This is a genomic window from Sphaerothrix gracilis Ecp01 (genome assembly GCF_030405905.1).
GTDB lineage: Bacteria > Cyanobacteriota > Cyanobacteriia > Phormidesmidales > Phormidesmidaceae > Sphaerothrix > Sphaerothrix gracilis.
On record NZ_JASATW010000010.1, the window covers coordinates 171338 to 189663 of the forward strand.

Annotated in this window: 13 protein-coding genes; 7 read left to right on the forward strand and 6 right to left on the reverse strand. The window is 55.8% G+C overall.

Annotated elements, in window-relative coordinates:
* Positions 1-11: 11 nt before the first annotated feature.
* The 6 genes from rnhA (at position 12) to QJQ48_RS13290 (ending at position 10902) form a co-directional block, all read left to right on the forward strand.
* Complete coding sequence (gene rnhA / locus QJQ48_RS13265) at positions 12-896, forward strand: ribonuclease HI (RefSeq protein ID WP_346291715.1); 885 nt, start codon at positions 12-14, stop codon at positions 894-896.
* A 213-nt stretch (positions 897-1109) separates the two neighbouring features.
* On the forward strand, positions 1110-2114 hold the full coding sequence (locus QJQ48_RS13270) for a glycosyltransferase family 2 protein (RefSeq protein WP_346291716.1): 1005 nt from the start codon (positions 1110-1112) through the stop codon (positions 2112-2114).
* Positions 2111-3337 carry a glycosyltransferase family 4 protein gene (locus QJQ48_RS13275; RefSeq protein ID WP_346291717.1) on the forward strand — a complete coding sequence of 409 codons (1227 nt, stop codon included), beginning with the start codon at positions 2111-2113 and terminating at the stop codon, positions 3335-3337. Before QJQ48_RS13270 ends, QJQ48_RS13275 begins: the two co-directional genes overlap by 4 nt.
* Before the next feature lie 56 nt (positions 3338-3393).
* Entirely contained in the window at positions 3394-5640 is a 2247-nt protein-coding gene (locus QJQ48_RS13280; RefSeq protein WP_346291718.1) for a hypothetical protein, read from the forward strand.
* A 145-nt stretch (positions 5641-5785) separates the two neighbouring features.
* On the forward strand, positions 5786-9211 hold the full coding sequence (locus tag QJQ48_RS13285) for a PAS domain S-box protein (RefSeq protein WP_346291719.1): 3426 nt from the start codon (positions 5786-5788) through the stop codon (positions 9209-9211).
* Positions 9212-9315: 104 nt separating this feature from the next.
* Positions 9316-10902: a hybrid sensor histidine kinase/response regulator gene (locus QJQ48_RS13290; protein WP_346291720.1), complete on the forward strand. Its 1587-nt coding sequence runs from the start codon at positions 9316-9318 to the stop codon at positions 10900-10902.
* A 2-nt stretch (positions 10903-10904) separates the two neighbouring features.
* On the opposite strand, the gene xth is transcribed toward QJQ48_RS13290, so the two are convergent.
* The gene (xth, locus tag QJQ48_RS13295) at positions 10905-11690 is read right to left on the reverse strand and encodes an exodeoxyribonuclease III (RefSeq protein ID WP_346291721.1); all 786 of its coding nucleotides are present in this window, start codon (positions 11688-11690) and stop codon (positions 10905-10907) included.
* Between the two features lie 92 nt (positions 11691-11782).
* On the opposite strand from xth, the gene QJQ48_RS13300 reads away from it, so the two are divergent.
* Positions 11783-12064, forward strand: a complete 282-nt coding sequence (locus tag QJQ48_RS13300; protein WP_346291722.1) for a Precorrin-3B methylase — start codon at positions 11783-11785, stop codon at positions 12062-12064.
* On the opposite strand, the gene QJQ48_RS13305 is transcribed toward QJQ48_RS13300, so the two are convergent.
* The 5 genes from QJQ48_RS13305 to QJQ48_RS13325 all read right to left on the reverse strand — a co-directional run bounded on the left by QJQ48_RS13305 (position 12045) and on the right by QJQ48_RS13325 (position 18319).
* Positions 12045-12263 (reverse strand): hypothetical protein, encoded by a 219-nt coding sequence (locus QJQ48_RS13305; RefSeq protein WP_346291723.1) that lies wholly within the window; start codon positions 12261-12263, stop codon positions 12045-12047. The two genes, QJQ48_RS13300 and QJQ48_RS13305, sit on opposite strands and share 20 nt — an antisense overlap.
* Positions 12264-12395: 132 nt before the next feature.
* Positions 12396-14159, reverse strand: coding sequence for a DUF3685 domain-containing protein (locus QJQ48_RS13310; RefSeq protein ID WP_346291724.1), 1764 nt, complete (start codon positions 14157-14159; stop codon positions 12396-12398).
* A gap of 3 nt (positions 14160-14162) precedes the next feature.
* Positions 14163-15998, reverse strand: a complete 1836-nt coding sequence (locus tag QJQ48_RS13315) for a hypothetical protein (RefSeq protein WP_346291725.1) — start codon at positions 15996-15998, stop codon at positions 14163-14165.
* Between the two features lie 59 nt (positions 15999-16057).
* Positions 16058-16693, reverse strand: coding sequence for a LysE family translocator (locus tag QJQ48_RS13320; RefSeq protein WP_346291726.1), 636 nt, complete (start codon positions 16691-16693; stop codon positions 16058-16060).
* A gap of 81 nt (positions 16694-16774) precedes the next feature.
* Positions 16775-18319, reverse strand: coding sequence for a phytoene desaturase family protein (locus tag QJQ48_RS13325; RefSeq protein ID WP_346291727.1), 1545 nt, complete (start codon positions 18317-18319; stop codon positions 16775-16777).
* Between the last annotated feature and the right edge of the window lie 7 nt (positions 18320-18326).

An 18326-nucleotide genomic window follows, 5' to 3' on the forward strand; every position in this document is an offset into this window, starting at 1 on the left:
GAGTTTGCCATATGTCTCAATCATTTCCAATCGACACGATTTACACAGACGGAGCCTGCTCAGGCAATCCGGGGCCAGGAGGGTGGGGTGTTGTTCTAGGACGCGGCAGCGAAACCTATCATGAGCTAGGCGGCAGGGACAGCCAAACCACCAACAACCGCATGGAACTTCAGGCGGCGATCGCGGCGCTAGAGTTTCTTGTGCAGCACGATGCTGGTGAACCCGTAACCCTTTATACCGATAGCGAGTATGTCAAAAAGGGAATTACCCAGTGGATTCGCGGCTGGGAGAAAAAGGGCTGGAAAACCGCTGCCGGTAAGCCTGTGCTTAACCGCGATCTGTGGCAGCAGCTTGGCCAGCTCAACCAGCAGGCGCAGCAGCACCTGGGACAGCCCGTAGACTGGCGCTATGTCAAAGGTCACGCAGGCATTGCAGGGAACGAGCGCTGCGATGAGATTGCCCGCGCTTTTGCGGCCAATCAGCCCATTGTTCTGCAGCAGCGATCGCGGTCAGCCGCCAGTAATGGCAAGCCTTTGGCTGCCGCTGAAAGCAAAAAACTCTCACCAGAGATAAAATCAGAACAGTTGTTTCCTACAAGTGCAGCTAGTTTAGCTATGACAGACGTAAGTGACCCTCAAATTTCTGAAAGCTTGGATTCAGCCTCGCGGGAAGCTAGGGTTGCTAATCTCCGCAACGTGGTTGAAACGCTTCACATGGCTGATGAAATTGCTAAACAGGGTTATTTGATTACCAGTTCGGAACTGGCCGACCTCATGGACGTTAACGCCAGTGCCGTCACCAGTCGAGGAGAATACTGGGCCTGGCGTAACTGGACGGTGGCGCGGGTACGGCGTGAGGGCAACCAAATCTTGTGGCAGCTAGAGCGAATTGACTAGTCAGGGCAGACTGGCAGCTGCCTCAGACCGTGAATCTTCGCCGTCTCTGGCTGAAATGAGCGATCGCTGAAGGTGCTGTTAGCTCCTAGACGGGTATCCTCAGAGAGAATACGGATGATTGGTAGCTACAGCCTGAAGCTGATCTAGGCTGCGATCGCGATGGAAAATCAGGAGAAGGCTCAAACGCTGTCCGGGTTGAGGCCGTCAAAAACTATGTCTTCTAACGTTGATGCTTGCCGCTATCCCACCTCGAAGCTGCCTCAAGTTTCGGTGATTGTGCCGGTGTATAACGGCGAGCGTGACTTGCCGGAGCTATTACCCCGGCTGCTGCAGCAAACCTATCCGCCCGATCGGGTGGAGTATTTGCTAGTAGACAATGCCAGCCGCGATCGCACCGCAGATTTGATCCAGACAGCTGCCGCTCAGGCTCAGGCTCAGAACGGGCATCTCCGGTTACTACAGGAAACCGAAATTCAGAGTTCTTATGCCGCCCGCAATCGGGGAATTCGGGCCGCGCGGGGCGAGATTTTAGCCTTTACCGACGCTGACTGCTGCCCCCAGCCAGAGTGGCTAATCAATCTGGTACAGCCCTTTCAAAATCCGCAGATGGGTTTGGCCGTGGGTGAGGTTGAAGCCTTTCCAGGCCGCACCTGGCTAGAGCAATATGCCGAGCGCAAACAGCTACTGTCCCAGCGCCATACCCTAGCCCATGCCTTCTGCCCCTACGGACAAACCGCAAATTTAGCAGTAAGAGCCAAGGCTTTTGCGCAGGCGGGGCTGTTTCGTCCCTATTTGACCACCGGCGGCGACGCCGACCTGTGCTGGCGGGTGCAGCACCAGAGCTGGCAGCTCCAGTTTGTTGAAAGCGCCATCGTACAGCACCGCCATCGCACCTCGCTGACAGAACTCTACCGCCAGTGGCACCGCTATGGCCGCTCCAACCAGTTTCTGCATCAGCTTCACGGCGTAGAACTGGCGCGATCGCTTAGCCGTCAGGAAATTCGCCATCAGCTTTTGCGCTGGCTGGTGAAAGAACTGCCCCAGGCGGCTTTCAGGCAGCTGACGGGTAGCGGCTCAGCGGTGGAGCTAGTAATGGCTCCTTTAGGGCTGTACTGTGCCTATGCTCACTCGGTCGGTCAGCGGCAGGCCCAACTACCTGCAGCAGCTAGAGAGATTGTCTGGCTGTCTCCGGTTTCTACCTGCGAGGATCTAACATGAAAATTTTGATGTTGTCGCTTAATACGTTCCCCTATCCGCCCACCTATGGCGGGGCTGAGACTAGAACGTTTAATCTGCTGAAGCATCTGCAGGCCAAGCATGAGGTGACGCTGCTCACCCACTGTCAGCGGGCCGTTACCTCAGAGGAAATTGCGGCGCTGCGGGACTGGGTGACGCACTTAGAGATTTTGCCGTCTCCTCAGCAGCCGACCTCAGCCAAGTCCCTAACAGGTTTGATCCGTCAGGCGGGACGTTTTAGCCGCTTTTTAGCCACTTCAACGCCGCCCAGCGTCGCTTACCGCCACGTGCCTGCCGTACAGGACTGGGTGGATAGGGCTGTAGCAACAGGCAAATACGACGTGATTGTCTGTGAACATAGCGTCAATGAGATTTATGTGCGGCCTAAGTTTCGCCAGCAAATACGCACCGTTGTCGATATTCACAGCTCAGTTTATGGCTGGGTGCACAACCATCTGGAACATGGGGCGACTGAAAAGCCGCTGCGCGATCGCCTCTATCTACCGCTGCTGGCTCGCTATGAGCGACGCTACTGCCGCAAATTTGCTCGTTTAGTGGTGACGACGCCGGACGATCGCCGTCAGATTTTGCAGCTAGTGCCGGAGGCTCAGGTGGAAATTGTGTCCAACGGCGTTGACCTCGCGGCTTTTCCCTATCGCTCTCAGGATCCAGGCGGCCAGCGGCTGGTGTTCATCGGGGCGATGGATGCCTCTCACAATATTGATGCAGCCTGTTTCTTTGCTCAGGAGGTGTTTCCCCTGCTCCGCCAGCGCTACCCGGCAGCGGCGCTGAGTCTGGTGGGAGCGCGGCCCGTGGCTAAAGTGCAGGCATTAGCCACGCTGCCAGGGGTTGAAGTGACCGGGCGGGTGCCGTCAATGGTGGACTCTTTGCAGCGGGCGACAGTTTGCGTGGTGCCGCTGCGGGCCGGGCTGGGAATTAAGAACAAGACGTTGGAACCGATGGCGGCTGGGGTGCCGGTTGTGGGGAGCGATCGCGGTTTAGAAGGATTGACGGTGGACGCTGCAGCGGGGCCGCTGCGGGCACTGCGAGCCAATACTCCTCAGGAATATGTCAGCGCCATTGAGCGCCTGTTTGAGGACAAAGAGTTGCGTAGCCGCCTGTCTGCAAATGCTAGAGCCATGATTGAAGCTGAGTACACATGGGAAAAAGCCGCGCAAAAGTATGAGCGGGTGTTATCCTCCTAAACAGATCTCCAGTATTAGGGTGACGCTACTTAGAACCACCATTCGCGCGTCAGCAAGTGTCAAAAAGCCTCTTTCCATTTCAGCGTCCCCTCTCGCAGCGACGGGTACAAGTTTGGGTGCGATCGCCGCGTGCTGCTAGGCGCTGGCAGGCCGTCGGTCAAATAGCGGCTCTGATTGCTCTCATTGCCACTGCTGGTTTGACCCTCAATGGCGTCTGGATTGGCATTCGCTACATTCTTAATCCCAATACCTCTCACTGGCTAGATCGCTATTTACCGCAGACCACCGGGCTAGGACAGGCTGAGCTCCAGACTCTAGCAGCAATTGAGGCTGAACTAGCGCAGGCAGGCTTCAGCGTCGGAGAGATTATTCAGCTTCAGGACGGCGATCAAACTGGGGACTGGCTCTTTCCTGTTTTAGCGCCTTCGCCGCGTTGCAAGACTCCCTGTGCTCATCTAGTTGAACTGAGGCTTTACCGCCCTAGTCGTCAGGCTGATGAGGCGAGGCTGCGGCTGGTGGATCGCCTGCCTGTGACTGGCCCCACTGAAGAAACCGCGATCGCGCCGCTGGTAGGTTTAGTGCTGGAGCATCCTGGCTCCGGTCGCCAACTGCCCTGGCAAACGGTTAAGATTTTGGCCGCTGACCAGCAGCAAAACTGGCTCACCCTAGAAGGTCGCTGGCAGCGAGGACAGGTATCGCTGCTGTACGGTCAGCTTATTCAGTACGATGCCGCTCAGGGCAGGCTGAGGGCTTCGGTGGTTTGGAGTAGTCCCAGTCAGCAAGAGCCTTACTGGCTAGAGCTAGACGGCGTTGCGCCGCCGGAGCTGGTAGTTGATCAAAGTGTTGGCCTAGAGCCTAGATTTGCTGCCTATCGTCTTTCTGGTGGTCAGTCTTCTAGCATCGCCGCTCGCAGTCAGCCCATCTCTTTCCTTGAACCGGCTTTAGGCGGGTCTTTGATCACTTCTGACTATGGCAAAGCCCTGCTGCAGGCGCGAAATGGGCTTTGGTCGCCTGCGGCTAAGACGCTACAGGCACTCAAGCAGGAGTTAAGGGATGCTTGGACGGTAGAGGCCGAAGCTCAGCTTGGCTTAATTAAGCTGCACAGCCAGCTCACCCAGCAGCAGGCGGAGCGTACCTGGGTCAGTGAGAGCCAGCAGATTTTGGCTTATCTGATTGATGGTCGCTGGGAGGCCGCTTTTAAGCGGTTAGAGCAGTCACCCGCGGCCTACGACGAGGTGCAAGTACTGCTGAAAAAGGATTCTGGGCGGCTGTGGAAGCGAGTGACTACGGCGCTACAGGTGTCCCCTAATCAGGCTGATATTCAGGTTTGGGGACTGCTAATTTTGTCGGCCCAGCAAGATCGCTCGGCGGCGATGAGCTGGCTGCAGCGTCAAGATGCCCGGGCCGAAGCCCGCAGCCGCTTTCAGCGACTTTTAGTGGCCACACGGCCCAAACCTGCTCCGACAGCGCCGACGAGTCCCACCCTCTCCCAGCCGCCTGCTGCTGACGCTACGGTACCGGTGGCCACCCCCGTCACCCAGTCGCCGACAGCGGTAACTCGCTGGAACCTGATGGGATATCTAACTGCGCTTTATACAGTTGAACCTCAGCGCTGGTTTTCATCAGCCAAAATTCAAGCGGCTGCCTTTGACCACTGGTACCGCATCCAGGTCAATTCTCTCAGCGATGGGCGCTCAGGCTGGCGAAGTCCGGCAACGCTGACGCCGCTACAGTCTCAGACGCTCTGGCAGCAGCTCAGCTTCAACCGCCAGTCTCAGCTAGAGGTGCTGCTAGAAACTACGAACGGGTTTCATCTGGCGACCGTGACGGTTCAGGGGCTGCAGATTCAGGGCGATCGCGTTGAGGTTCTAGCTGCGAGCCGCGATCGCCTCGATACCGCTCAAGCAGCCCTGGCCTTCTCACCAGGAAGCCTCAATCTATTGGCCCCGGCTGTTTCCCTAGCGCAGATGTCAGACTTTACAGAAACCGCCTGGTTCCAAGCGCTAAAGCAGCTTGAAAAAAACGAGGTTCTTACCTTACCGAGTAACTTGCAGATACAATCTGTCGATGTGACCGATGATCAGCAAGCAGAGTTCGTTATTACCGCTCCTGAAGCAGGAACCGCCACAGATTTAGGACTGGTGATCTTGTCTGCAGATGGGCAGTTGCTCTACCGCAACTCAGCCATCATCCAGGCAGTCGGCGTGATTCGCGATCGCGCTTTGCCGCCAGCGCTGCTGCTGCAGGATCGCAATAACTATCAGCTCGTGCAGTGGTCAGCCGCCATTCAGCAGTTTCAATGATTATCTGCTGCAGCATTGAATCCATACGCTTTTTACATTCAGCAGCGCCGGATCACTGCCTGATCGATAAAAATTATTTATGCTTTGGGCAGTGAAGCTGTCTAATCCAGAGCTGTCTAATCCAGAATTGATATAACCCACACCTATGCAGGTGCCCCAATCAGAAGCCGTTCGGCTTGCTGCCGAACAGCTTGTAGACCATCAGCCTTTGCTGCTGACAGCCGCCGCGACGATAGCTGAGGCACTTGCTGCCATGCGGCAGTCTCACAAAAACTACGTTCTGATTGTTGAAGCTGAAAAGCTGGTCGGCATTCTGACGGAGCGAGACGTGGTCAGGCTAGCGGCGCAGAAGCAGATTATCGCTGAGCGCTGCATTACGGAGGTGATGACGCGATCGCTCGTGACCTATCCGGTTCAGGCTCAGCCCGATATTTTTCAGGCTTTGGCAATTCTACAGCAGCACTGCATTCGCCACCTGCCTGTCGTCGATGTAGACAATCAGCTGCAAGGACTGATTACTTACGAAACCCTACGCTTAGCTTTGCAGCCTACAGATTTGCTGCGGCTTAAAACGGTCGGCGAGGTCATGCAGAAAACGGTGCTGCAGGCTAGCGCCAGCGACTCGCTGCTAGAAGTAACTCAGCGAATGCATGAGCAAAAGGCAAGCTGCGTCGTTGTTATGCAGCCGGCCAGTGCTGACTCGGCCTTATCGCCAACAGGCATCATTACGGAGCGAGACATTGTGCAGCTCCAGGCGGCAGCAGCAGATTTTGCGCGGACGCAGGCGGCTCAAATTATGAGCCAGCCTCTCATTCCAATTCAGCCGCAGGATACGCTCTGGCAGGCCCACCAGTGTATGACGCAGCACGGAGTACGCCGCCTCGTGGTCAGAACTGAAATAGGCGCGCTGGCGGGCTTGCTCACGCAGCGAGAACTGCTGCGATCGCTCGATCCGCTAGAAATGTATCAGAGCCTGCAGGCACTGCGCACCCTGGTGCAGCAACAAACCGAAGACCTGCAGCAGACTAATACTCGCCTGCAGCGACTCGTCGCTGACTATGAAACAGTCAAGCATTCTCTAGAAGCGACTCAGGCCCAGTTGAGAACTGAGATTGCTACCTGTCAGATTGCTGAGCGCAGCCTGCAGGCAACCAATCAGGCTTTAGAACAGCGCGTGGCTGAGCGCACCGCCCAGTTGGAGGTGGCTAATCGCCTCTTACAAGAACAGGTGCAGACGCTGGTTCACTCTGACGGCCTTTCAGGCCAAGAAAACCGATTGGCTGCTGCTCGCTGGACTCGTTTTTGGGGGCGAAACGTTCGTATTCCCCGACTGGACACCTTTCTGAGGCAATATCCGGTCGCTCTAGGCGTCACTATCACCCTGGCGATGGTGCTGCTGGTGGAAGGTTGCCGACGAATCGGCGTTATGCTGCCAGTTCCCTTTTTGCTAGTGCTGGTGTCAGTGATGCTGTCAGCCGGCATGGGGGGACTGCGCGCTGGATTGGGTAGCGCGGCAGTGTGGACTGTTTTTGTGCTCTATGCGGCGGCTGTTTCGTTTGGCCCCATAACGCTTATAGGCGGCCCCGCCCAGATCAGTCTTGGAATTTTAGTGATTTTGTTTGCGGTGCTGCGACAGGGCATCGCCAGCGATCGCTATCGGGCCGTAACCCGCCTGCTGATTTCAACCAACCAAAACCTCGATCGCCAAGTACAGCAGCGTACCGCCGATTTAGAAACTACGAATCGTCAACTAGCCCAGCAAATTCAAGAGCGACAGCAAGCAGAAGCAGACCTGCGAGACAGCGAAAGTCGCTTTCGGGGTACGTTTGAGCAGGCGGCTGTGGGGATTGCCCATGTAGCCCTCAATGGCACCTTTTTGCGGCTAAATCAGCGGTTTTGCGACATCGTGGGCTACCAAAAGGCTGAGCTCACGGGCAAAACCTTTCAGGAGATTACCTACACAGAAGACTTAGAAGAAGATTTAGCCTGTGTTCAGCAGGTTTTGAACGGTGAGATGGCTAGCTATTCGATAGAAAAGCGCTATATCCATAAAGACGGCTCTCTCATCTGGATCAACCTCACAGTTTCTCTGCTAAGTAACCTGCAAGGTCAGCCCAAGTACTTTATTTCGGTAATTCAGGATATCAGCGATCGCAAACGGATTGAAGCCGAAAGGACCCGAATCAATGCTGAACTGCAGGAGAGCGAAACCCTCTACCGGGGCACGTTTGAACAGGCTGCCGTCGGTATCGTCAACACCAGCGCTCAGGGTCATCTGCTCAAGGTCAACCGAAAGTTTTGTGAGATTACGGGCTATTCGTCTGCAGAACTGATTGGACAGCACTTTCGCAACCTGACCTATCCAGAAGATCAAGCAAGAGACTTACAACTGTTCCAGCAAATGCTGGCAGGACAGCGCTCACAGGTATCAGTGGAAAAGCGCTATGTCAGAAAAGATGGTGCTTTAGTCTGGGTCAATATCACCGTTGCTTCAATTCGCGGTGCCAACGGCGAACCGCAGTATCAGGTAGTGATTGTGGAAGATATTAGCGATCGCAAAGCTGCCGAACAGCATCAAAAGAACTTAACAACTATTTTGGAATCCACCACTGACTTTGTGGGCATGGCCGATAGCCAGGGTCAGATACGGTATATCAACACAGCCGGTTGTCACATGATAGGCGTAACCTTTGCCGACCTAGCGCAAAAACATGTCTCCCAAATACATCCGGCCTGGGCAATCCAAAAAATAACTCATGAGGGTATTCCAGCCGCAGTTGAAACCGGCCACTGGCAGGGTGAGACGGCTGTTTTGACCCATCAGAATCAAGAAATTCCCGTCTCACAGTTGATTATGGCTCACCTAGATGAGCAGGGCCAAGTTCAATTTTTTTCAACAATCATGCGGGATTTGTCGCAAACCTATCAAGCAGAGCGCGATCGCCAAGATGCGGAAACTAAAGCGCTTTTGCTTAAAGAAATTCATCATCGAATTAAGAATAATTTACAGATTGTCTCCGGTATTCTCTATCTGCAATCTCGCACTTTAGAGCAGCCAGCGGCATTAAAAGCCCTACAAGACTGCCGCGATCGCATTGAAGCAATGGCTCTTATTCACGAGAAGTTTTATGGCTCTAGCAACCTGGAAACGATCGACTTTAAAGCCTATGCTCGGAGCCTAACCCAAAACCTCATCAGCTCCTATGCCATAAATCAAAATATACGATTTAAAGCCGAAATTGACCCAATCCTGCTCAATATCGATACAGCAGTTGCCTGCGGTCTTATTATTAATGAATTGGTCACAAATGCTCTACAGCACGCCTTTGTGGGCAAGCAATACGGAGAAATTTTGGTTGTATTTTACACGGAAAAATCTGGTTTATACAGACTGATCGTACGAGATAATGGAGCTGGCTTTTCTGACCAAATCGACTTTAAAACTGCTACTTCCATGGGCCTACGCCTAGTCAGAATGTTAGTGTTTGACCAGCTCAGGGGTACCGTAGAGATTAGTTGCGATCGCGGCACCAAGTTTTCCGTTGAATTTAGTATAAGTGATGTGATTTAGAGCTAGCTTAGCGAATTTCAGCTATATTGCTGACGAGTTTTAGCTAAGAAAAATGTTTAATCTAACTATATTTTCGTCTTTTGATTGACTGGGTATAAAAGCTTATGAAAACTATCAAAATATTAGTGGTTGAAGACGAAGCAATTACTCGCGAAGTCCTAGTTGAGCAGCTTGCCGATTTGGGTTACGAGGTTGCAGGCGCAACGGCGTTTGGGGCCGAAGCGGTTCAGCTTGTGGCTGATACTCAACCCAATTTAGTCCTGATGGATATCAAACTAAGATCGAGCGACGTAGACGGGATTACAGCCGCCAATCGGATTCGCGAAGAGTTTGCGGTGCCTGTGGTCTATCTCACGGCCCATTCCGATGCCGATACATTAAAACGAGCTAAGCTGACCGAGCCTTTTGGCTACATCGTCAAGCCTTTCAACGAGCGATCGCTGCAGGCCGCGATTGAAGTAGCGCTCTACAAGCACCAAATGGAGCAGCGCCGAATTCAGGATAAGCAGTTTTTAGAGATGCTGCTGCAGTCGATGGGAGATGGCGTAGTCGCCACCAATCATGCTGGGGCTATCACCTATATGAATCCATCGGCTGAAAGAATAACTGGCTGGCCCCAACCGGAGGCTACCGGCCAGGGCATTGAGCAGGTTGTGCAGCTAGTCGATGAGGCGAGCGGTCAGGCAATTCCCCATCCGGTGCGAGAAGTACTGGAAACGGGGCAGGTGGTTTATTTAAATGATTATGTGGCGCTTATCACCCGCAACGGCGATCGCAAGTCCATTGCAGACAGCGTTTCTCCCCTACATCATGAAGCAGCGCCGATTGGGGCCGTGATGGTCGTGACTGACGTGAGCGATCGCCGCCGGGTCGCAAAGCTACAGCAGATGGCTCAGCAGAGCCAGGAATCAGAAACGGCTATGCGCCAGCTTTTGGCCGCCGAGCAGGAGCTGTCCCGGCTCAAAGATCAGGTGATCGCTACGGTTTCGCACGAGTATAAGACGCCTTTGGCGGTGATTTTGTCTTCGTCTGAATTGCTGAGAGAGTATCGTCACCGCTTTTCCCCAGAGCAAATTGCCAATCACTTTGATGCTATTCGCAATTCGGTGAGGCTGCTGTCTGATCTCGTCGAGGAACTCGCTCTTTTTAAGCAGACTCAAGATAAAGCTTTCAGCTTTGATCCCCAGCCGGTTTCCCTGGCCGAATTTTGCCAAGAACTGCTGGTCTACTATCAGCTAGCCTCTAGCGATCGCCATTCGTTTCAGCTCAGTTTGCAGTTTACTCAGTCCGCCCCAGTCCTGCTAGACAAGAAAATACTGCGCTATGTCTTAGGTAACTTGCTCAGCAATGCCATTAAGTATTCGCCCGCAGGCGGTCAAATTACGCTCGGCTGCGCGATCGCCAGCCAGCAGATAATTCTACAAGTCACCGATCAGGGCATAGGCATTGAAGCGAGCGATCTAACACAAGTATTTGCGCCCTTCTTCCGCGCCACCAACGCCGCCGAAATTAAAGGCACCGGCATGGGCCTCAGCATTGCCCAAAACTGCGTTGAGCTACACGGCGGTAAAATTACCGTTGAGAGCCAAGTGGGCCAGGGCAGCACGTTCAGCGTCACGCTGCCGCTGGGGTGGGCTACCTCAGACGTTTCAGAGGCTTCTACAGACGAGGCAACTACAGATAGAGATTGACTTCAAACTTCGACAATGACCGGGGCGTGGTCGCTAGGCTTTTCTAACTGGCGTGGCAGCACGTCAATCACGCAGCTTTTAGCCTGCGGATACAGATCATCTGAGAGATAGTGATGATCGATTCGCCAGCCTAGGTTGCGGCGAAAGGAAGCGGCCCGGTAATCCCACCAGCTATAGTGTCCTCCCGCCTCGGTAAACTTGCGAAACGCATCTTGAAAGCCTAAGGATAGAATCTCCTGCAAGGCCGATCGCTCTGCCGGAGAAGCCATAATGTGCGTTTGCTTATTGGCCGGATCATGAATATCGCGATCTTCTAGGGCAATATTAAAATCGCCGCAGACCAGCAGCGCCGAATTCTGCTGCAGGCACTGGGAGAGGTACTGTTTCAGCAAACTCAGCCAGCGCAGCTTGTAGGTATATTTTTCACTGCCTACTGAGGAACCATTGGGCACGTACAGATTGACAATCTGAATGCCCGCCGCTGTCCCCGTAATTACCCGTTTTTGCTCGTCTAAGTCGCCGACCTGCTCGGCCTCTACTACAGCCGCAAAACCATAGCCAACCTCCGCTAGAGGCGCACGGCTGATTAGGGCCACGCCGTTGTAAGCCTTTTGACCGTAGATGTAGCTGTGGTAGCCTAGCTGCTCAAAGGCCGCCACCGGAAAGCTTTCATCCACTACTTTAGTTTCTTGCAAACACAGCACGTCTACGGGTTGCTGCTGCAGCCAGTCGGTAACGTGCGGCAGCCGGGTGCGAATTGAGTTGACGTTCCAGGTGGCAATTTTCATGCTGCAGGCGGTAAGCAAACGCCTCTCAGCTTACAGCAGTTTCAGCAAGAAACGCTAAGCTAGGCACAGGATATTAGCTTGCTGCAGCCGCCGTGAATCAGCCCTTAGAAGGCGACGCCTTGGTCAAAGAAGTCTGTCGTCGTATCCGAGTTGCCCGCAGCTACTGGGATGCTCACAACAACCGCGCCTGTCGCAAAGAGCGAGAGCAGGCTTTAGCCCTTTACAACCAGCTCACCAAGCCCCAAAAAGAAAAAATTCCGCAGGTGCTCAGAGTCTGGCTGCGCTATCGCAGCGAAAAATATTTTGGCGACCACCGTACGCCCCCCGGCACGCCCCAGGGCAAGGCGCGATCGCCTAAGCGCAGGCGGCGTTAGGTCTAATCCAGGCATCCTGAAACTCTAGTGCCAGCCGCTGAATCGTGCCAGAGGCGATCGCATCTTCTAGCAGCGCTAAAAGCTTGGTTTCCCGGTCGCTCAGCGATCGGCCCCAGCTCAGCCGGGCAATTTCGCGTTCGGCTCCCGGCGACAGCTCCCCTAAACTCAGCGCATTGCGTATCAGCAGCTCTAACGACACGCTAGATCTGGTTGTACTGGCAATATCCCACATAGACCCTGATTGCTAAATCATTACTAGCAAGGACTTCACCCGGCGGCAGCCCAATTCCGGGCGCCAGAGTTCACTTTTTGATCTGGCACAGGGGGTACCCTACTCATCCCCCTGCCGCTGCCGCTTGAAGCGACTGTCCTGCCAGGCGTTGCCGATGCCCTGCAAAATGCCGCGTCCCACCAAACCAATGCCGCGCCCTACCAGCTCCGTCAGCACGTAAACTAAACCATTGCCCGCAAAGGAAATTACCCGGCGCAGACGCGGCGCGATCGCATCCCGGGCCTCAATGGCCAGCGTCACCGCATAGCGCAGCCCGGAGAGCTGGCTCAGTTCTTCCTGACGGGGCGCGTAGATAGTGGTCGTCTGAATGCCCCGCTCCGTCAGAATCAGCAGCGGATACTGGCTTTCAAACATGGCTCTAGGCTCGCCCACGTAGCTTTGCCAGCGATAGCGCCAAGCCAGTTCATTACGGAAGCGCTCAATCTCACGGGTTGACAGCAGGCGCTGGGTATACAGATTTTTCTTCAGCGCTTCGACATTCGGAAACTGGTTCAATAGCGGCTGAATGACGCCATTGGCGACCTGGATTATGCAGTTTTCTAGCAGCTGCTGGCTCTGGGTGAGGGACTCATATGCGGCAGCAGGATGGAGCGTCCCGTTGACCAGCATGGGGGACTGAAACAGCAGGTGCTCTAGGAGGGAGGCCACTAAAGGAATGCGATCGAGAGTTTCAGCCTGGACGGTGACTTGCTCAGCTAAAAGCTGGGGCACCACCCCCTGCTCGGTTCCCTCTACCTGAACGGTATAGTATTTGCCAAAAAAGTCGGTGATGACGGCCTGCCACCAGTCGCCTAAAAGCTGAGACTTGCGCTCTACAAGCTGGCCGGGCTGCAGCTGGGAGTAGCGAATATCTTCTAATAAAGTCTCTAGCTGGCGCAGAACCAGGTAGAGCAGCTCCCGCTTTTTTTCAGGGCGCAGAATGTCAATTTCTAAGGGCAGGTCTGAGCGATTGGTCAGGGGCGTCTGCAGCTTGCGAAAAACTGCCTCAAAGACAAAGCTGCGAATGTCGTCAGGCGTAGTTGTAACTAAGCTGCCAGCGCTGTTGACAGGTGCGATCGCCCGGTCTGCAGGTATCGCAGCGATCGCCCTCGGAACTGTCTCTGATGGTTCACTGCCAAATATCTGGGGCTGGCTGGCCGGAGAAAAACGCGGCGTTGCCAGCAGCCGATTGACCAGCCACTTTGCGGCTCGTAGCTCGCGGTAGCGGCCTGCTAGGACAGCCCGGTAAATGGGCGAAGTCACTGCCTGATACTGGGCGATCGCCTCAGTCATCTCCGCTTCAATTTGCTGCAGGTGAGATAGTCTGAGGCTGATGCGCATGGCCGTCAGCGGTCCTGGAATCGGTGTGGGTTCAGGCTCAGGCTGAGGCTCAGGGGCAACCGGGCGCTGCCCCCGCGCCGTCTGTCGCACCAGCCGTACCAGCTGCTGCACTGGCATACCCCGCAGGCCATAGTTACTGGCACCTGCCTGTAAAGCAGCCTCCCGCAGAATTGGCTCGCTGTGGGCGCTGAGCACCAGAATCGGCAGTTGGGGAAACTGCGATCGCAGGGTTTGACAGAGCCGCAGCCCTGCTACCTGGGTTGGAGAGTTTTGGCCCAGCCCTAGATCTAAGATGACTAAATCGATCGCCACTGGCGCAGTCGTTGCCTCGGCTGTAGCCGTGAGAACCTGCAGCGCTTCTGCAGCCGTACTGGCTTCGGTCGTGACCTGAAAATCGGGAAAATGCTCTAGCCAAATACGCAAACCCAGCCGAAAAACCGGATCATCGTCAATCAGCATGAGCTGCAGCGGGCGATCGCTCATGGCCTACCAGCCAGAAGAGTCATCATCAGCGGCGGTATCCTCCCAACTTTCACTCGCATCATCGACCCGTTCCAGCGACCACAGATATTCTCGCTCAGCCCGCCAGTTAGCAATGGCGCTACGGGCCTCGCCGTAGAGCGCCCGGCCCGGCGCAATTTGAGAAGCCCGGTCGATCGCGGCGGTGAGGCTGCCCCGATAGGCCAGTTCTCTTGCTTCTACCAGGATAGGGCGATCCTCAGCCACCTGAATCTGGGCTGTCCAGCCCTGAATGGCCGTCTGGGCCTGATCGTACAGCGCCCGCTCTGGCTCAATCCCTTTGGCCTTCTCAATTGCCTCCTTCAGCTTACCGTCTGCGGCCAGGGTATTCGCCTCTTTCAGAATTGGCTGATCCTGAATCACCTCAATCCGGTTCATCCAGCTGGCAATCCGGGTCTGGGCCTCAATCCGCAAAGCTCGTCCCAGGGCGACTTTCTGGGCTTCAGCGATCGCCGCCTGGTAAGCTGCCACCGTTCCGGCCCCGGCCAGCCGGGTAGCCCGCTGCAGATAGGGCCGATCTTCAATCTGCTCAATCTGGTTTTGCCAGTGAGCCACCAAGGTTTGAGCCTGAGGACGGCGGGGGCGATCGCTGCCAATGAGCCGAGCCTGCTGGGCGGCATAGCGATAGGTTTCTAGCTGGCCGATGCTGGCAACCCAGTTGGCGGTTTGGAGCTGCAGCAGATCTTGGAGTGACTGCTGCCAGGTGGCGAGCTGCGCCTGAGCGTCCTCGTAAAAAGGACTGGTGGGCTGAATCTGCTGCACTGCCGAAATGGCTTCTCTCAGGTTGAAGATATCGCCAATCTGCGGCTCCCAGGTGGACAGATTGCTCACTAACTTCTGGGCCTGAGCGAACTGAATTAAATCTTGGGCTTCTGGCACCAGGGTCGGATCGACGGGCACCTGCTGCACTGCCTCAATGGCCGCGTCTAAGTTGCCCAGTTCCCACTGACGAAAGCTATACATCAAGAGCGTTTCGCTCCAGTCGTCAATCTCCGTCTTGGCTTCCTGCCAGGCCTGACTTTGTAGATTCATGCTCTGAGCCAGGGCGATCGCTTCGCCTAGATCGGCGATGTTGCCCGTCTCCGCTAGGTCACGGGCCTGCTGCAGCTGCTGCCAGCCCTGGGATTCTAGCTCAATTTGGCCTTTCAAAGCCTGAAACTGGTGGCGTACCCAGTGATCGGTGTAGAGCTTTTTCAACCCCTGCAGCGTTTCGTTGGCCTGCTGCCATTGCCGCTCGGCGATCGCCGCCTGCACCTCAGATGCAATCTCAGCGCCGGTTTCCCATTCAGCCTGCCATACCGACATGGTGGACTGTACGGCTTTGTAGCTCTCCGCCCGCTCCGGAATCTTGCCCGCCAGAGTCAGCGCCGCCTCTAAATCCCCCTCATTGACGCGGCGGCGAGCAACCGTGACTAAATCAGTAGACCACTGTTCCAACAGCGGCGCGGTTTCCGTGTGCAGGGGATGACGCTCACCCCAGGGTGCCACTAGCTCAATGGCTGCTACCAGGTGATCAGGCGCTTTAGAGGCAGCGGCGGCCTTGGCACAGTAGAGGCGATCGCTGTCGGGGCTGAGCCGCGAGATTTCCTCACAGTTGGGAATGGGGGGAATGCGGGTCAGCGATGCGATCGCCCACAGGCCCACAGCACTGGAGCCAACTAGCAGAAACAGCCAGAGCATTGGCCAAGCCCAGTTGCTGGGCGGCCAGCGTCGCTGAGAGGCGCTCAAAGCCTTGGGAAAGGGAGATTCAGCCGGGGGAGAGGTCATGGCGGCGCGGCCTCGTGTGCCTAAAGTTGCTGCCATTGTAGGCACAATTCCGCAAAGTTTGACGCCCTTTTTAGGCGAAACGTCACAAGATAATGTTAATTCTGCTCAGCTACAGCCACATAGGCTCCCAACCCCATCAAGGTCGAGCCAGAAACGAGCCGCTGCAGCCGTCTAAACTGATAGTTAGTTTTGAGCCGCTGACCAAGCGGCCCGGCAAAGGTCGCTACAGCTAAATCAGCAGCGAAGTTAAAGGAAGTGGTGATCAGTCCCAAAACTAAGAACTGCGCCAGGACGCTGCCGTTTTCTACCTGCACAAACTGAGGAATAAAGGCCAGGAAAAATAGGGCTGTTTTGGGATTGAGCACTTCCGTCATCACTCCCTGGGTAAAAGCGCTGCTTTTTAGCATGGGGCTGTAGCTGGCATCGGCGGCGATCGCTAAGGTGTCCGAGCTGAGCAGCGTTTTTAGCCCTAGATAGATGAGATAGGCGGCCCCGATATATTTGACAATTGAGAAGGCGATCGCGGAGGTCATCAGCAGGCTAGAAAGTCCTAGCGCTGCTGCCACGACATGAAACAGCCCCCCGACAAATAGCCCCATCACCGAGGCAATGCCAACCGCCCGGCCTCCATGCAGGCTCCGGGCTAGGGTGTAGAGAATGCCGGGGCCGGGGGTAATGCTGAGGATAAAGGCAGCCGTGAGGAAAATGCTGAGGGTAGCTAGATCGGGCATAGAACCTCTCTGGACGGTATTGATTCATTATGGCGGACGTCTGCCGGTATCGTTGTCGTTAAGCGCGCTGGCAAACAACTCCTACGACAAACCGATCCGCTGCAACATCTGCAAATGCTGGGACACGGGCACCAGGGTGTTTGCGGTCACCAGGCCGCTGGCTGCCACCGCCGGTAGGCCAATCCCTGGAAAGGTAGAGTCCCCACAGCATAGCAGTCCTGCCAGCGGCGTCTTGGCGCTGGGAAACAGGCCCTCCCCGGCTCGAATAGCGGGGCCATACGTCCCCCGATGACGCCGCAAAAACCGCTCGTGGGTCAGGGGCGTGCCGACCAGGGTGATTTGGCAGCGATCGCGGACATCTGGAATCACTCGCTCTAGGGCCTGCCACATCACCTCGGCTCGTGCCTGCTTCAGCCGCTCGTATGCAGGCGTCTGCCGCTGGAGTCCCTGCCAGAGATCATAGGGTTCATTCCCCGGCGTATAGACATGGATTACCTGCTTGCCAGGGGGAGCCAGATCCGGATCTAGCCGCGACGGCAGGGAAATCAGCACCACGTTCTGGGGCGCATCCACGCCTTTGTCCCAATCATTCACAACGATGTGGTGACAGGGCAAATCTGGAGGCAGGCCACTGCCCTCAATCCCCAAGTGCAAATGCATAAAGCTGTGACACTCCGGCGTTGCCTGCTTCTCTTTGATGTACGACTGTGGCACCGCCCCTGCTGGCAACAGCGTCAGCGTGTCCCACACTGACGCATTCGACACCACCGCCTGCCTGGCTGCAACTGTCTCGCCCTGCCGCAGTCGCACCCCAGCAGCGCGATCGCTTTCAACCAAAACCTCCTCCACATGCGCCCCCAGTCGCAGCTCGCCGCCATAGCGCTCTAGCCCTCGCACTAGCGCCTGCACCAGCGCCGCGCTGCCGCCAATGGGATAGTCCAGCTTGACGTTGGGGCGATACCAGTCAGCAAACATAAAGGCCATCTCCGCCGCGCTGGTGCCGTCGGCAGGCAGGCCAGAGAGCAAAAAGCAGAGCAAATCCAGCCAGTGGCGCAAAAACGGATCGCTGACGACTTCATCCATCAGGGGAGCAAAAGCGCCGGTTAGCCGCAGGGGCTTTAACCCATGCCTTAGCAGAGAAGGCGCAGAGCGGCCCACCGTTAACAGCGCCCCCCAGTCGTAGCGCACTGCCGCTGGGGATAGCGCAGTGGCAGCTTCGCCGTAGGGAGCCATCAGCTTTTGCAGCGATCGCCATTCGGCAACCGCGCGATCGCCCCGGAGCTGCTGCAGCACCTGACAAAACTGATCCGCCCCCACGGCTGTCTCAAAATGGCCCTCCGGCAGCCAGCAGCCCCAGGTGTCGTAAGTAGCCCAGTCTACGTCCACTTCTAGCGCATCGAGCACCTGCCGTAGCGGATTAGGCGAGGGGCTGTAGGAAAGTCCTGAATACAGGGACGGCCCCGAATCAAACTGGAAGCCCTGATAGTTAAAACCATGAGCCGCCCCGCCCGGCAGCGTATGACTTTCGCACACCATCACTTCTAGTCCGTAGCGAGCTAGCAGTGCCCCGCAGCTCAGACCGCCAATGCCGCTACCAATGACGATGACGTCTACTGTTTTAACCATTCCAAAG

What these genes read in the sequence shown, in the direction of transcription:
- QJQ48_RS13315 (WP_346291725.1), bottom strand. Translation starts at nt 15,998, where the DNA reads ATGGCAGCAACTTTAGGCACACGAGGCCGCGCCGCCATGACCTCTCCC.
- QJQ48_RS13275 (WP_346291717.1), top strand. Translation starts at nt 2,111, where the DNA reads ATGAAAATTTTGATGTTGTCGCTTAATACGTTCCCCTATCCGCCCACC.
- QJQ48_RS13320 (WP_346291726.1), bottom strand. Translation starts at nt 16,693, where the DNA reads ATGCCCGATCTAGCTACCCTCAGCATTTTCCTCACGGCTGCCTTTATC.
- QJQ48_RS13325 (WP_346291727.1), bottom strand. Translation starts at nt 18,319, where the DNA reads ATGGTTAAAACAGTAGACGTCATCGTCATTGGTAGCGGCATTGGCGGT.
- rnhA (WP_346291715.1), top strand. Translation starts at nt 12, where the DNA reads ATGTCTCAATCATTTCCAATCGACACGATTTACACAGACGGAGCCTGC.
- QJQ48_RS13310 (WP_346291724.1), bottom strand. Translation starts at nt 14,159, where the DNA reads ATGAGCGATCGCCCGCTGCAGCTCATGCTGATTGACGATGATCCGGTT.
- xth (WP_346291721.1), bottom strand. Translation starts at nt 11,690, where the DNA reads ATGAAAATTGCCACCTGGAACGTCAACTCAATTCGCACCCGGCTGCCG.
- QJQ48_RS13290 (WP_346291720.1), top strand. Translation starts at nt 9,316, where the DNA reads ATGAAAACTATCAAAATATTAGTGGTTGAAGACGAAGCAATTACTCGC.
- QJQ48_RS13285 (WP_346291719.1), top strand. Translation starts at nt 5,786, where the DNA reads ATGCAGGTGCCCCAATCAGAAGCCGTTCGGCTTGCTGCCGAACAGCTT.
- QJQ48_RS13270 (WP_346291716.1), top strand. Translation starts at nt 1,110, where the DNA reads ATGTCTTCTAACGTTGATGCTTGCCGCTATCCCACCTCGAAGCTGCCT.